The sequence below is a fragment of the Nocardia sp. NPDC055321 genome, from assembly GCF_053645575.1.
In genome coordinates this window covers 33,685-47,123 of sequence record NZ_JBSHMS010000036.1, presented here as the reverse complement: position 1 = coordinate 47,123, position 13,439 = coordinate 33,685, and the positions used below count along the sequence as shown (strand labels likewise).

Here is a 13,439-nt window from a genome sequence, read left to right as displayed (position 1 = left end):
CGAGCGGCGGGTGATCATCGAGTCGGGGCGATGCGGAGTCAGCGACCGCCGTAGGCGGTGGGGGAGCGCCCGACCGCGGCCTTGAAGTCACGGGTGAAATGCGCCTGGTCGGCGTACCCGAGTTCGGCGGCGAGCGCGGCGAGTTCGATGTCCTCACCGTCCAGGCGCTGGGCCGCCTCGTGCAGGCGATACCGCTGGATCACCCACTTCGGTCCGACGCCGACGTGTTCGCGAAACAGCTTCTGCAGCACTCGTTTTCCCACGCCGAAGCGGAGTACCAGATCATCCACGCGCAGGCACTCACGGTCGTTCATGATCTCGTCGACCATCTCGTTCACCAGGGCGAGGGCCGGGGAGCGGTGTGCTACACGGTCGCGCACGAAGTCCTCGGCGATCAGATTCCGTTCGGCGGTGTCCGCGGCATTGGTGATCCGGGCGGCGAATTCGATTGCGGCAGCGCCGAACACATCCGAGCCCGGTACGACGCGATCGGTCAGCGCCGACACCGGCCTGCCGAACAGTGCGCGGAATCCGGCCGGGCGGAACGTGGTTCCGGCGATGTCCCCGGCCCCGGCCAGGGTGTGGGTGAACCGCCCGCGCAGCACCCCGTGCACGCGGCAGCGCCCATTCTCCACCACCAGCACGACCGCCGGACTGGGCAGCGTCTCCACCTCGTGGGGCGTGCCACCCCGCAGATCCCAGCGCACCGCCCAGTGGTGCTCGACCACGTCGGCGAGGTCGGCCGCGGGCGCGATCAGCCCCTCGCGATACACCCCGGCCCCGGCCCGGGGATCGAGCAACCCGCGCGGTGGCGTGTCCGTGGTCGGATCCATAACGCCCATTGTCGCGCGTTCGCGTTTGTTCAAGACCACCTTCGCGCCCCGCCCTACCGTCGAACACATGAGTGAAACGACCATCGCCACCGGCACCATCGAATCCAAGTCCTGGGAACAGACCGAGTACGCGCCCGTTCCCGGCGCTCCCGCCCTGGCCACCGCGAAGGGCTACGACCTCTATCGCGGCGACATCGACGGCGACGCCGACTGGCAGGGCCTGATGTTCGCCGCCCCCGACGGCTCGGGCACCTTCCACAGTTTGCAACGGACCCGAGGGACACTGGCCGGCCACACCGGCAGTTTCATCCTCGAGTTGACGGGCACGTTCGCCGCGACCGGCGAGTCCCGCGCCGAGTGGCGGGTCCTGCCCGGGTCGGGCACCGAGGGCTTGACCGGGATCACCGGCACCGGCGGCTACGAGTCCGGCGGGTCGTCCGCGACCTACACCCTGGAATATCGGCTGCCCTGACCCGAATGTCCTTGCCGCACCGCGCAGTTCGCGTCCCGGGTCTTGTCGGCCGTGGAGCGGACCCGGCGCGTGCTCTGTCGAACCGCGCGCCCGATGCCGTCACCGGGGCGGGTATTCCGCTTCACCCGGCTCAGGCGTGGTCGTAGGCACCGGATCGGATGTCCTGCAACAGCGTCGGTCCGTCCGGGCTCCAGGACAGCAGGTCACGGGTCCGGGTGTTCGAGGCCGACATGTCCGACCCGAAGAAGCGGCCGACGAATCCGAAGTGCTCGGCGGCCCGGTCCGGGGCGATCGAGGACACGGGGACGCCGAGGCGGGAGCCGATGGCCTCGGCGATGTCGCGGGTGGTGACGGCCTGTTCGGCCACGACGTGCAGGATCGAACCGGCCGGTGCGCTCTCGAGGCCGAGCCGTACGACCCGGGCCGCGTCGGTGCGATGGATAGCCGCCCAGGACGCGGCGCCGTCGCCGAGATAGGCGGAGACCCCGTGCCGGCGCGCCGCCGCAACGAGATTCGCGACGAAGCCGGTGTCGCCCGCGCCGTGGACCGAGGGGGCGAAGCGGGCGGCGACGACGCGGACGCCCTGCTCCGCGTAGGCGAGCGCGAGATTCTCGGATCCGCCTCGGGAGGAGGCCGGGCCGACGGCGGGGGAGGGATCGTCCTCGGTGGCGGGCCGATTCCGGACCAGGCCGGACAGCACCGAGGCCAGCAGGAACGGGCGATCGGTGCCCGTCAGGGTCTCCGCTATGGCTTCGACCGCGGCGCGCTCGGAGCGGATCGTCTCGGCCGGGTCGGACCAGTCGTGCTTGTTGCCCAGGTGCACAACCGCTTCGGCGGTTTCGGCGGCGGCGCGCAGGCCGGGGAGGTCATCGAGATCGCCGAGACGGGCCTGCGCGCCGCGGCGGCGAAGAGTGTCGGCCGCGGCGGCGGAGCGAGCCAGGCCGGTGACCACGTGGCCTGCGGTGAGAAGTTCTTCGACCACGGCGGTGCCGATCCAGCCCGTGGCTCCGGTGACGAATACGTGCATGATGCAGTCCTTCGGTTGTGATGGAAGCGCCGACGACCGGTTCTCGACGTCGCCGGGAGAGTGCGCGGGGTCGCTCACCTGTCGGAGGCGCGACGAGAGATCAGCGACTGCGCCACGACAAGGCCGCCGAGCAGCAGTACAGCGACCCCGATCACCCGCAGGCCGGCATCGGCGCCCGAAACGAACGCCGCGACAACCTCATCCGTGCGGTCCGGCGCGGCGGCCAGGGCCTGGGCGACGGTGTGCGGATCGCCGGGGACATCGGCGGGCAGCGCGCTCACGAAGCGGGCGGTCAGCACGGTGCCGATGACCGCGACGCCGAGGGCGCTGCCGAACTCGCGGGTGGTGGCCTGCAAGCCCGCACCGACCCCGGCCAGGGCCTGCGGCAGCGCGCCGGAGATCGCGGCGGACAGGGTCGGAAGTGCCAGTGTCACACCGACTCCGGTGACCAGCAGCCACGCGGCGTAGGCGAGATAGGGTGTCGCGGTGCCGGCTGTCGAGAGTCCGAGCAGGCCGCCGCCCACGAAGGCGAAGGCCAGGGCGACGGTCGCGTCGACCCCGATGCGGGCGGTGAGCTTGCCGACGTGCCGGGAACCGAGAATGACCGGGACGGTCAGCGGAATGATGCCGAGACCGGTGCGCAGCACCCCGAAACCCTTGGCGTACTGCAGAAATGACGCGTTCACATAGAACAGCGCGAACATGCCGAAGAAGACCGCGGTCATACCCAGGCAGGCGCTGCGCAGCGCGGGCACGCGGAACAGCCGGGGATCCAGGAGCGGATGCTCGACCTTCAGCTCGACGATCGTCCACAGCGCGAAAAGCACGGCGGAGCAGACGAATCCGGCGATGACCAGGAGGCTGCCCCAGCCTTCGACGGGGCCCTCGACGATCCCCACCAGCAGCGCCACCGACGCCGCGACCAGCAGCACCGTGCCGATCGGGTCGAGGCGGCGATCGTGCCGGGCCGACACCGGCGCGAGCCGGCCGACCAGCGCGGCCAGCAGCAGCGCGATCGGAACAACGGCGACGAAGAGCCAGCGCCACGAACCGCCGGTGAGCACCGCGCCGCCGCCGACATTGCCGAGCACCCCGCCGATTCCGGTCATGGACGCCCAGGTCGCGATGGTCACGTTCTTGCGTTCCGCGGGCACCGCGTGCAGCAGCACCGCCAGGGTGTTGGGCAGCACCGCGGCGGCGCCCGCGCCCGTGACGGCCCGGCCCGCCAGCAGGACGGCGACGTTCGGCGCGGCCGCCGACAGCAGCGCGCCGGCCGCGAACAACCCCAGTCCGGCGAGCAGTACGCCCTTGCGGCCGAATCGATCGCCCGCCGCCCCGCCCGGAATCACCAAGCAGGCGAAGACGATCACGTAGGTGTCCACGATCCACACCAGCGCCGAGGCCGACGGGCGCAGCGCGCTCGCGGCGAGCATCGGCACCGCCAGGTTGATAGCGGCGACCATCCCGACGACGAGCACCACGCAGGCGCACATCACCGTGAGCAGGCCGCGACGCCCGACCGGCCGCTGGGCGGTCGCGGTGTCGCGGTTCAGGAGATTCATGTGCATGACGGTCACGCTATTGACGTGCGTAGTGTCCGCGCGACGCAACTTTGGTAATCATGAATTGTGTACGATGCAACTATGCCGCAGCAGCTGGACCTGAACCTTCTACGCGTGTTCGACGCCCTGCTGCAGGCGGGCAGTGTCACCGGCGCGGCCGAGCAGCTGAACCTGTCGATCCCGGCGACCAGCCGCGCGCTCGGGCGCCTCCGGCGGGCCATGGGTGACCCGATTCTGGTGCGCGCCGGTCGCGCCATGGCACCGACACCGTTCGCACTGCGCACCGCGCCCAGCGTGCGCTCGCTGCTCGAACAAGCCTCGGCCCTGATCAGTGCCGATCGCGAGATCGACTTCTCGACGCTGCAGCGCACCTTCGCCATTCGCATCAACGACGGTGTGGCCGCGACGCTCGCGACCGCGGCCGTCGCGGCGATCGCCGAGGGCGCGCCCGGCGTCGTCCTGCGCTTCCTGCCCGAAGGCGACGAGAGCATGGAGGCCCTGCGCGACGGCTCGGTGGACCTCGATATCGGCGCGGGCACTCCCGCCGCCCCTGACATCCACACCACCGTGCTGTACCGCGAGCACCTGGTCGGCATAGTCCGCGTCGACCACGCCCTCGGCCGCCACCGCCGCCCCACCCTCGCCCAGATCTGCGCGCATCCACACGTCTCGGCCTCGCGCCGCGGCCGCGCCCACGGCCCCCTCGACACCGCCCTCGCCGCGGCCGGCCTGCAACGCCGCGTCGCCGCGGTGGTACCCACCTCCGCCCTTGCGGCCCTGCTGGTTTCGTCGACCCCCTATGTCGGGATGGTGCCACGCCGCCTGGCCGAACAGTACGAGCAGCCCCTCGCCCTGCGCTGGTTCCCGATCCCCACCCCGCTCCCCGACATAGACATCCACCTCGCCTGGCACGCCCGCCTGGACGCCGATCCGGCCCAACGCTGGCTCCGCGACACCCTGCGCGCGGCCGTTGAAGATAAGCCCTGAACCCAGCCGCGCCGGCCGAGTATCGATCCGTCTGATGGTCACGCAGCCACGGCCGAGCCAACTCGTCCTCTCCGTCGGTAACCCCCGTTACCTGCGAACTTCTTCCCGCGAAGCGCCAACAGGTCTACCGTGAAATCAGCAGTTGATCTCTCTCAGGAGGTGGGTCCCATGCCCAGAAAAGTAGCCGACTGCCGCCGCTTCCCCAGCGATTCGAATTGCACCCTCACCATCTCCGGCGAGGAGGAAGAGGTCCTGACCGCCGCGACCGCCCACGCGGTGTCGGTCCACCAACACGAAGACACCCCCGAGCTCCGCGAACAGGTCCGTGGGATGCTCGAGGACGAGAAGGCGACGGTCTGAACGAGCGTCGTTCTCGATCACTCTGACGCGGACCCGTCCCTGCCACAACCGCCTGGAATTCGCGCCTGCCGCAACCGCCGGGCGGCTGTAGGTTGCTTCCGGGCACACGGTGATCACGTCGACCCGCGACACCAGGGATTCCCGCACCCCCACACGCGCCCCAGACTTGCCTGACGCTGGACATAGCGATCCGAAGATTGCCCAATACCATTGGCCTGTTGAGCAACTCGGATACCTTCGGTTCGTGGTTGCGGTCAGCAGCGCGGCGCGGCTCCAGGATCACACTTGGGACTTCGCGTCGTACACCAACTATTGCCTGTGGCTGGATCACGCGAACTTCGGTGATCTGCTCCGCCGGGAGGCTGCCGGAGGATGCGGCATCCGGTTTCTGCGCGGAGAGCCAGGCGCCCTTTCACTCGGGCGCGCGAAGAGGTCGTTCCGTTGACGCTGACGACGCGCGTCGCGGTGACAATGGGGTCGGGCACAACTCGCCGAAGCTCTAATCGGCGCGAGCAGGAGGACGGCATGTTCGATCGGCGTGGATCAGGATCATGTCGAGGAGCTGTGGTCCAGGGGGCGCGATGTTCGGGAGGACGCGAGTTATGGGACGGATTGACTACGAGAATGATCCGAACGCTCCCGCGGCCAACGCCCTGGTGCCGGCCGCGTCCGTCGTTGTCGTGAACGACGCCGGTCAGGTGCTGCTGCAACGGCGGGTCGACAACGGGAAGTGGGCGCTGCCGGGCGGAAAGATGGAGCTCGGCGAATCGTTGGCGGAGTGCGGGATTCGGGAGACCCGGGAGGAGACCGGGATCGACGTCGAGATCATCGGCATTGTCGGCACCTACACCGATCCGAGGCACGTCTTCGCGTACGACGACGGGGAGGTGCGGCAGGAGTTCTCCATCTGCCTGCTGGGGAAGCCGGTCGGTGGGACGGCGCGCAGTTCCGACGAATCGACCGAGGTCGACTGGTTTCGAGTGGATGAGATCGACGGGCTGCCGATGGTTGCGAGCATCAGGAAACGACTCGACGATTGGCGCTCGGGCAAGATCCCGGTCGTTCGCTAGCTGGGCAGAACTTCGAGCCGCAGCGGGGTGGCACGCGGGCGGCTCACTCCCAGGCGAAGCGGGGCTGGTCGAAGTGAGCCACGCGGGTGTGGCGGTGGCGCAGGACGACCTCGCGGAACTGGTAGAGGATCGCGGCGGTGGGGGAATGGAGGTGACCGCCCAGGAGGGGGAGTTTCAGGGCGGGGTGGTCGGAGCCGGGGACCGGGGTCAGGACCGGGTCCACGTCGAGGGCGGACATCGGAATCCAGTGCAGGACAGCCACTTCGGACGGGTTGGGGACCGGGGCGGGGGAGTTCTCGGCCCAGGCCACGACGGGGGTCATGATGTAGCCGGAGCGGGTCGGGTAGTCGTCGAGGAGGCCCAGGACCGCCGTGCGGGGGAGCTCGACGCCGAGCTCCTCGTGGAGTTCGCGCAGGGCCGCGGCCACCGCGTCTTCACCGGGATCCAGCTTGCCGCCGGGCAGGGCGAACTGCCCGGCGTGGGCGCGCAGCCCGGGCGACCGCTCGGTCAGCCAAATGCCCTGCTCCCCATCGTTCTCCACGATCGCGATCAGCACCGCCGCGGGCCGCCGACCGTCCGCCTCGATCGCCCGTCGCGGAAACGCCCCCAGCACCGCACCCACCTCGGACCGCAACTGCGCGGCGGGCGCATCACTCCAGCGGAATCCGCAACTGTCCTCGTCGACCGGCACCAGCCGAACCTAATTCCCGCCGCCACCCACCGTCAACGCGGCCCGCGCGGACGCCACAGTTCGTCCGGTAGCGTCCCGCGCATGGCGGGGGACGACCGATACGACCGATACGAAGACGCGCTCTGGGAACGCTTGGCGGCGCTGCTGCCCTCGCCCGGCGACGCCGCGGACTTCCTCGAGTGTCGTGTTATCGGGGAGCAGGAGGCGGGGCTGTGGATGCTCACGCGGCGGCTGCTGGAACAACGGGTTCCGGTTGGTGACCGCGCTCGCGTCGAGATCGAGGTGCTGGCCGAGTACTGGGGTGAACGACACGCTCGGCACGACGACATAGCGGCCCTCATTCCCGATGCCGGGCCCCTGCCGTCGGTGCGCACGGTGGCCGATGCGTGGGCCGAGCCCATCACCGTCACCGAAGCCGGCATCTCCGACCCGGGTCTCAGCGACAAGGTCGTCGTGCCCTGGCTCGAATGCCTGCGGTGCGACAGCGTGCTCGAGCGAGTACACACGCCAGAGCCATGGGGCGGGTTCGTCTCTCGGGCCGAGCATTACGTACTGCATCCCCGCGACGACTTCTCCTCCGGCGGCCTTCGGATCTTCGGCCCATCGGAACTGCTGCAAGCTATGGAAACACTGCTCACCTGTGGTTGAGCTGCCGAGGCCGAGGGTCGAGCGGACCAGCCTCAGGCACAGGATGCGACGTGGCGGGGTGTGCGGGGCGAGATCGGTGGGGCGGCGTGCCGGGGGCGATCGGTGCGCGGGGAGGGCGAGGGGGTGATGCTGGTGGGGGACCGAAACGGATTGTGGAGAGGGAGTGGCGGGATGGCGGCGGAGCTTGTGGACGCGGTGGTCGTGGGGATGGGGCCGGGTGGGGAGGACGTCGCCGCGCGGCTGGCCCGGGGCGGGTTGAACGTCGTGGGGGTCGAGGGGCGGCTTGTGGGTGGGGAGTGTCCGTATTTCGCCTGTGTGCCGACGAAGATCATGGTGCGGGCGGCGGACGCGCTGGCCGAGGCCGAGCGGGTCAACCGGCTGGCGGGGCGAGCGGTGGTCACGGCGGACTGGGGGCCGGTGGCGGCACGGATCCGGGACGAGGCTACCGACGACTGGGACGACTCGGCGGCGGTGGAGCGGTTCGAGAAGGCTGGTGGGACGTTCGTGCGGGGGTGGGGGCGTATCTCCGCGCCGGGTGAGGTGACCGTCGATACCGAGCAGGGGGACAGGGTGTTCCGGGCCCGTGCGATCGTGTTGAACCCGGGCACCGCGCCCGCGGTGCCGCCGCTGCCGGGTCTGGCGGAGACCCCGTACTGGACCAATCGCGAGGCGGTGCGGGTCACCGAACTTCCGACGTCGCTGATCGTGCTGGGTGGCGGTCCGGTCGGCGCCGAATTCGCGCAGCTGTTCGCTCGGTTCGGGGTCCGGGTGACCATCGTCGTGCCCAAACGACTTGTGCCGCAGGACGAACCGGAGGCCGGCGACCTGCTGGCCGAGGTCTTCGCGGCCGAAGGCATCACCGTGCGCAGCGGTGCGCACGCCGCGGCGGTCGCGTACGACGGGCGCGAGTTCACCGTCGAGATGAGCGAGGGCGAACCGGTGCGGGGCGAACGACTGCTGGTGGCGACCGGCCGGCGAACCGACTTCGGGGCGCTGGGAATCGGCGTGCTCGGGTTGGACGAGCACGCCAAATCGATCGAGGTCGACGAGCGGATGCGGGCGGCCGACGGACTCTGGGTTATCGGCGACGTCGCCGGGCATGGGGCCTTTACACATATGTCGATGTACCAGGCGCGGATCGCGGCCGCCGACATCCTGGGCGAATCCGGCGAAACCGCGCAATATCGAGCCGTGCCCCGGGTGACGTTCACCGACCCGGAGGTGGGATCGGTCGGCATGACCGAAGAACAGGCGCGAGCGGCGGGGTTGACCGTCCGCGTCGGGAAATACGACATACCCGCGAGCACCCGCGGCTGGATTCACAAGGTGGGCAACGAGGGTTTCATCAAACTCGTGGAGGACGCCGATCGCGGCGTCCTCGTCGGCGCGACCTCCATGGGCCCCACCGGCGGCGAAGTGCTCGGGGCACTCACCCTCGCCGTGCACGCCGAGGTGCCGACCGCCACCCTGCGCTCCATGATTTACGCATATCCGACATTCCACCGCGCCATCGAAGCCGCACTCGATGCACTCCCGACGAGTTAGGCATCGATTCGTAATCGTTGATGTTCAAGCGCTGGTAAAACCGGGATCCTGAGAAGGCATCGATGGTCCGAGGAAACTGGCGGTGGACATAATGCGAATCTCGGAGATATTGCGTCGAAAAGGCCCCGGCGTCATCACGATCGCACCCGATGCGACCGTGCGCGAACTGCTCCGGGTCCTGGCGACACACAACGTCGGCGCGGTGGTGGTATCCGCGGACGGCGTGGCACTGTCCGGCATCGCGTCCGAGCGCGATGTCGTGCGGCGACTACACCGCGACGGCGCGGAGCTGCTCGACCGGCCGGTGTCGGCGATCATGACCGCGGTCGTGCGCACCTGTTCCCCCGATGATCGGGTGGAGACCCTCAACGCGATCATGACCGAACACCGGATCCGGCACCTGCCGGTCGTGGCCGACGACCGGATGGTCGGGGTCGTCAGCATCGGCGACGTGGTCAAGAACCAGATATCGGAGCTGGAGAACGAGCGCGAACACCTGGTGCGCTACCTGCACGGGTGAATCAGGGCAGCCCGTGCGCCGCCTCGGCGAGCGTGCGGGCCCCGGTCGCGACATCGGCAGCGGCCGCGAAATCCAGCCGCAGTTCCAGATCGGCCGACTCGGCCGGTCCGTCGTAATGTGTGATGCCCGTGCCGGTGATGACGTAGTGCAGCGTCGTCTCCCCGATGTGCACCGTGACGCTGCCGCGCGGAACCTGTTCGGCCACGGCCCGTCCCAGCGGCAGCGCGAACCAGTGCGCCCGCACGGCATCGGTGGATCGGCGCTCGCCCAGTAGCGGCGCACCCCACTGTGACAGCGCGTCGAGCGCCGGCCGCAATGCCGCCCCCGATTCGGTCAGCTCGTACAGCGCGGTTCCCGCGCGGGGTCCGACGCGCCGGCGCACCAGAATCTCATCCCGCTCCAATTCCTTGAGCCGGGCCGCGAGCATATCGGTGCTGATTCCCGGCAGATCCGCGAAAAGATCGCTGTATCTGCGCGGGCCCGAACACAGTTCGCGAACCACCAGCAGACTCCAGCGGTCGCCCACGAGTTCGAGGGCACGGCTGACCGCGCAGTAGTGGTCGTAGCTTCGACGTGGCACGCTTCCACTGTAACCACTCGCTTGGAAATTCCAAGTGCAAACTTGGAAAATCCAAGTAAGGTGTGTGGCAAGCGCATCGAGAAGGGACGTCCATGCAGGTCAAGCAGTCGAGCAAGCTCGCGGGTGTGTCATACGAGATCCGTGGACCGGTCGCGGAGCACGCCGCACGGCTCGAGGCCGAGGGTCATCACGTGGTGAAGCTCAACACCGGCAACCCGCTGCCCTTCGGCTTCGAAGCGCCCGCGGACCTGCTGCAGGACATGGTCCGCAACCTGCCGGTGTCCAGCGGCTACTCCACCTCCAAGGGCCTGCTGTCCGCGCGCCGCGCGGTGGTGCAGTACTACCAGACCCTCGGGCTGGAGGGGGTGGACGTCGAGGACGTGTACCTGGGCAACGGCGTCTCCGAACTGATCATGATGGCCATGACGGCGCTGCTGGAGAACGGCGACGAAGTCCTCGTTCCCGCACCGGATTTCCCGCTCTGGACCGCGGCCACCGCGCTCAACGGCGGCCGGGCCGTGCACTACATCTGCGACGAGTCCTCGGACTGGTACCCGGACGTGGCCGACATCGAATCCAAGATCACCGACCGCACCCGCGCCCTGGTCCTGATCAACCCGAACAACCCGACCGGCGCGGTGTACTCGCCCGAGGTCGTGCGCGAGATCCTCGAGGTGGCCCGCCGCCACAACCTCGTGGTGTTCTCCGACGAGATCTACGACAAGATCCTGTACGACGGCCTGCAGCACACCTGCACCGCGACCCTGGCCCCCGACCTGCTGGTGCTCACCTTCTCGGGCCTGTCCAAGTCCTACCGCGCCGCCGGGTTCCGCTCGGGCTGGCTGGTGGTTTCCGGACCCACCGAGCACGCCCAGAACTACCTCGAGGGCCTGACCATGCTCGCGGGCCTGCGCCTGTGCGCGAATGTCCCTGCCCAGCAAGCGATTCAGGCCGCGCTCGGTGGACACCAGAGCATCTACGATCTCACCCTGCCCGGCGGCCGGCTGCACGAACAGCGCGACCGCGCGTGGGAGGCGCTCAACGCGATTCCCGGCGTCTCGTGCGTCAAGCCCAAGGGCGCGCTGTACGCGTTCCCGCGCATCGACCGCTCGATGTACCCGATTCACGACGACGAGCGGTTCGTCCTGGACCTGCTGCTGCAGGAGAAGATCCACATCGTGCAGGGCACCGGCTTCAACTGGCCCGAGCCCGACCACTTCCGGATCGTCACCCTGCCGCACGCGGACGACCTCGAGGCGTTCATCGAACGCATCGGGCGCTTCCTGGCGACCTACCGGCAGTGAAACGGGCCGAACGCGCGCGCCCTCACCGCTCGCGCCCGAGCCCGCGTTCGCGGACCCGCTCCCGGCGGCGCAGCCGCCAGGCGCCGTAGACGCGTTCGGGCTCCACGGTCCGGCCCGACGCCGAGTTCAACTGCAGCACACGCAGTCCCGGGTCGGCGGTGGGATCGTCCGCCCCCCGCGCCACGCCTCGAAACGGCGGCGGCCCGGTGCGGTGACTGGCCGCGTTCACCGCGCGCAGCGCCTGTTCCAGCACGTCCATCAGTTCGCGGCCCGCACTGCCGGAAAAATCGTTGGCCCACAATTTGCGCAGCTCGTCGGCGAATCGCAGGCGTAGTCGATACGCCTCGTGCGAATCCCGGACCAGCTCCGCCTCGCGAATGATCGCCCACAGATCCCCGGCGTCATAAGACATTTCAGTACCCACCTTCGCCGGCCGCTCCCTGCACGGCCGACTCCCACCCTATGGGGTCCCGGTGACAGTGCCGGAAAAAGATTTCGAGAAAAGTTTCCGAGATGGGTCGAAAGCGTGAATCCGGCTCCGACCGATAGGTGACAGCGGCCCCACCCCGGGCCGCACCCACCGTCAGGAGCCCATCATGAGCACCACCGTCAACACCTTCTTCTGGTTCGACGCCAACGTCGGCGAGGCCGCGGACTTCTACGTCTCGGCCATCCCGGATTCGGCGATCACCTCGTCCGCCCCCGGACCGGACGGGACCCCGTTCGTGGTGACCCTGGAGCTGGCCGGGCATTCGATCACGCTGCTCAACGGCGGACCCGGTCACCCGCTGAACGATTCGGCGTCCGTCCAGGTCATCGTGGAGACCCAGGAGGAGGTCGATCGGCTGTGGGACGTGCTGACCTCCGGCGGCGGCGAGCCCGGGCCCTGCGGCTGGCTCACCGACAAGTACGGCCTGAGCTGGCAGGTGGTTCCGACCGCCCTGTTCACCCTGATGTCGGGTGAACCGGCCCGTGCCATGGCGGTCAACACGACGATGCGAACCATGTCGAAGCTCGATATCAAAACGCTGCAGGACGCGTACGACAACGCCTGACCGGGACCGGACGTGATCGGTGCGGGCTCATCGCCCGCACCGGACCGCCGGAGCCGGTGTCGCCGGCGAATGTCGCGGGCGGGCGCTCTAGAGTGAACGCGTGGGCCCCGGTGAACTCGAAGATCTGCGATCCGCGCTCTCGTGCGTGTACGTGAAACTCGAGGCCGAGACCATTACCCAGCCCGATGTCATCGAATTGCAGGCGCGCGCCGAGATTTTGGAGGGCGAGATCGGCGCGATTCTGGACGCGGATGTTCTGGAGCACATGGCGGAGCGGCTGCCCGCGTTGCCTGCGGATTCAGGCGAAACACTGTTCTGAATCGGCGGCGCCGTGGTTTTCCCGCGAGCTTTTCGCAGTCCGTGGGGCGCTTTCCGCCGTCCGTGAACGGAATTCGAGGCCGGAACCGTCCGCGACCCGGCATCGCGATCAGGCGGGGGAGTCTTCGTCCAAAGCCTCGATGAGCGTGCCCAGCGACGACAGCAATGTCCGCCGCTGCTCGGGCGCGAGGCGATCCATCGCCGCCGCGAAGCGCTGGATGCGCGCCGAGGTCAGCCCCGTCACCAGGTCGTGGGCCGCCGGGGTCGCCGAGAGCAGTTGCGCGCGACCGTCTTCCGGGTCGGCGTCGCGGGTGAGGTAGCCGGACTTCTCCAGGCTGGTCACCACCCGCGACATGGTCGGCGCGCTGACCCGTTCGATCGAGGCCAGATCGCTCAGCCGCATGGGCCCGGACCGGGCGAGGGAGGCCAGCGCCGACGCCGCGCCGGGACTGAGCGCACCCAGATCC

Annotated in this window: 17 protein-coding genes; 10 read left to right on the top strand and 7 right to left on the bottom strand. The window is 69.2% G+C overall.

Annotated elements, in window-relative coordinates; all coding sequences use genetic code 11:
* Window positions 1-38 precede the first annotated feature (38 nt).
* Entirely contained in the window at window positions 39-833 is a 795-nt protein-coding gene (locus ACWIGI_RS37045) for a DUF6597 domain-containing transcriptional factor (protein ID WP_454208238.1), read from the bottom strand.
* Between the two features lie 67 nt (window positions 834-900).
* Here ACWIGI_RS37045 and ACWIGI_RS37040 point away from each other — a divergent pair, with 67 nt between their 5' ends.
* Window positions 901-1,305, top strand: coding sequence for a DUF3224 domain-containing protein (locus tag ACWIGI_RS37040; RefSeq protein ID WP_454208237.1), 405 nt, complete (start codon window positions 901-903; stop codon window positions 1,303-1,305).
* Window positions 1,306-1,435: 130 nt separating this feature from the next.
* On the opposite strand, the gene ACWIGI_RS37035 is transcribed toward ACWIGI_RS37040, so the two are convergent.
* A complete protein-coding gene (locus tag ACWIGI_RS37035; RefSeq protein ID WP_454208236.1) occupies window positions 1,436-2,332 on the bottom strand; it encodes an SDR family oxidoreductase in 897 nt (298 codons plus the stop codon).
* Window positions 2,333-2,406: 74 nt separating this feature from the next.
* Window positions 2,407-3,900, bottom strand: a complete 1,494-nt coding sequence (locus ACWIGI_RS37030) for an MFS transporter (protein ID WP_454208235.1) — start codon at window positions 3,898-3,900, stop codon at window positions 2,407-2,409.
* 75 nt (window positions 3,901-3,975) lie between these two features.
* Here ACWIGI_RS37030 and ACWIGI_RS37025 point away from each other — a divergent pair, with 75 nt between their 5' ends.
* The 3 genes from ACWIGI_RS37025 to ACWIGI_RS37015 all read left to right on the top strand — a co-directional run bounded on the left by ACWIGI_RS37025 (window position 3,976) and on the right by ACWIGI_RS37015 (window position 6,311).
* Window positions 3,976-4,881, top strand: coding sequence for a LysR family transcriptional regulator (locus tag ACWIGI_RS37025; RefSeq protein ID WP_454208234.1), 906 nt, complete (start codon window positions 3,976-3,978; stop codon window positions 4,879-4,881).
* Window positions 4,882-5,049: 168 nt separating this feature from the next.
* Window positions 5,050-5,241 (top strand): DUF1059 domain-containing protein, encoded by a 192-nt coding sequence (locus tag ACWIGI_RS37020; protein ID WP_454208233.1) that lies wholly within the window; start codon window positions 5,050-5,052, stop codon window positions 5,239-5,241.
* 602 nt (window positions 5,242-5,843) lie between these two features.
* A complete protein-coding gene (locus ACWIGI_RS37015) occupies window positions 5,844-6,311 on the top strand; it encodes an NUDIX hydrolase (RefSeq protein WP_454208232.1) in 468 nt (155 codons plus the stop codon).
* 43 nt (window positions 6,312-6,354) lie between these two features.
* On the opposite strand, the gene ACWIGI_RS37010 is transcribed toward ACWIGI_RS37015, so the two are convergent.
* Window positions 6,355-6,945: an NUDIX hydrolase gene (locus tag ACWIGI_RS37010; protein ID WP_454208264.1), complete on the bottom strand. Its 591-nt coding sequence runs from the start codon at window positions 6,943-6,945 to the stop codon at window positions 6,355-6,357.
* Window positions 6,946-7,083: 138 nt separating this feature from the next.
* On the opposite strand from ACWIGI_RS37010, the gene ACWIGI_RS37005 reads away from it, so the two are divergent.
* The 3 genes from ACWIGI_RS37005 to ACWIGI_RS36995 all read left to right on the top strand — a co-directional run bounded on the left by ACWIGI_RS37005 (window position 7,084) and on the right by ACWIGI_RS36995 (window position 9,715).
* On the top strand, window positions 7,084-7,650 hold the full coding sequence (locus ACWIGI_RS37005; RefSeq protein ID WP_454208231.1) for a hypothetical protein: 567 nt from the start codon (window positions 7,084-7,086) through the stop codon (window positions 7,648-7,650).
* 171 nt (window positions 7,651-7,821) lie between these two features.
* Window positions 7,822-9,195 carry a dihydrolipoyl dehydrogenase family protein gene (locus ACWIGI_RS37000; protein ID WP_454208230.1) on the top strand — a complete coding sequence of 458 codons (1,374 nt, stop codon included), beginning with the start codon at window positions 7,822-7,824 and terminating at the stop codon, window positions 9,193-9,195.
* 91 nt (window positions 9,196-9,286) lie between these two features.
* On the top strand, window positions 9,287-9,715 hold the full coding sequence (locus ACWIGI_RS36995) for a CBS domain-containing protein (RefSeq protein ID WP_454208263.1): 429 nt from the start codon (window positions 9,287-9,289) through the stop codon (window positions 9,713-9,715).
* Window position 9,716: 1 nt separating this feature from the next.
* On the opposite strand, the gene ACWIGI_RS36990 is transcribed toward ACWIGI_RS36995, so the two are convergent.
* Window positions 9,717-10,295: a winged helix-turn-helix transcriptional regulator gene (locus ACWIGI_RS36990; RefSeq protein ID WP_454208229.1), complete on the bottom strand. Its 579-nt coding sequence runs from the start codon at window positions 10,293-10,295 to the stop codon at window positions 9,717-9,719.
* Window positions 10,296-10,387: 92 nt separating this feature from the next.
* On the opposite strand from ACWIGI_RS36990, the gene ACWIGI_RS36985 reads away from it, so the two are divergent.
* The gene (locus ACWIGI_RS36985) at window positions 10,388-11,599 is read left to right on the top strand and encodes a pyridoxal phosphate-dependent aminotransferase (RefSeq protein ID WP_454208228.1); all 1,212 of its coding nucleotides are present in this window, start codon (window positions 10,388-10,390) and stop codon (window positions 11,597-11,599) included.
* Between the two features lie 22 nt (window positions 11,600-11,621).
* Here the strand turns inward: ACWIGI_RS36985 and ACWIGI_RS36980 are convergent, their stop codons facing one another.
* A complete protein-coding gene (locus ACWIGI_RS36980; RefSeq protein WP_454208227.1) occupies window positions 11,622-12,011 on the bottom strand; it encodes a hypothetical protein in 390 nt (129 codons plus the stop codon).
* A gap of 184 nt (window positions 12,012-12,195) precedes the next feature.
* On the opposite strand from ACWIGI_RS36980, the gene ACWIGI_RS36975 reads away from it, so the two are divergent.
* Both ACWIGI_RS36975 and ACWIGI_RS36970 read left to right on the top strand, forming a co-directional pair.
* The gene (locus ACWIGI_RS36975) at window positions 12,196-12,654 is read left to right on the top strand and encodes a VOC family protein (protein WP_454208226.1); all 459 of its coding nucleotides are present in this window, start codon (window positions 12,196-12,198) and stop codon (window positions 12,652-12,654) included.
* A 100-nt stretch (window positions 12,655-12,754) separates the two neighbouring features.
* Window positions 12,755-12,973, top strand: a complete 219-nt coding sequence (locus tag ACWIGI_RS36970; protein WP_454208225.1) for a hypothetical protein — start codon at window positions 12,755-12,757, stop codon at window positions 12,971-12,973.
* A gap of 108 nt (window positions 12,974-13,081) precedes the next feature.
* On the opposite strand, the gene ACWIGI_RS36965 is transcribed toward ACWIGI_RS36970, so the two are convergent.
* On the bottom strand, window positions 13,082-13,435 hold the full coding sequence (locus tag ACWIGI_RS36965; protein WP_454208262.1) for a MarR family winged helix-turn-helix transcriptional regulator: 354 nt from the start codon (window positions 13,433-13,435) through the stop codon (window positions 13,082-13,084).
* Window positions 13,436-13,439 lie beyond the last annotated feature (4 nt).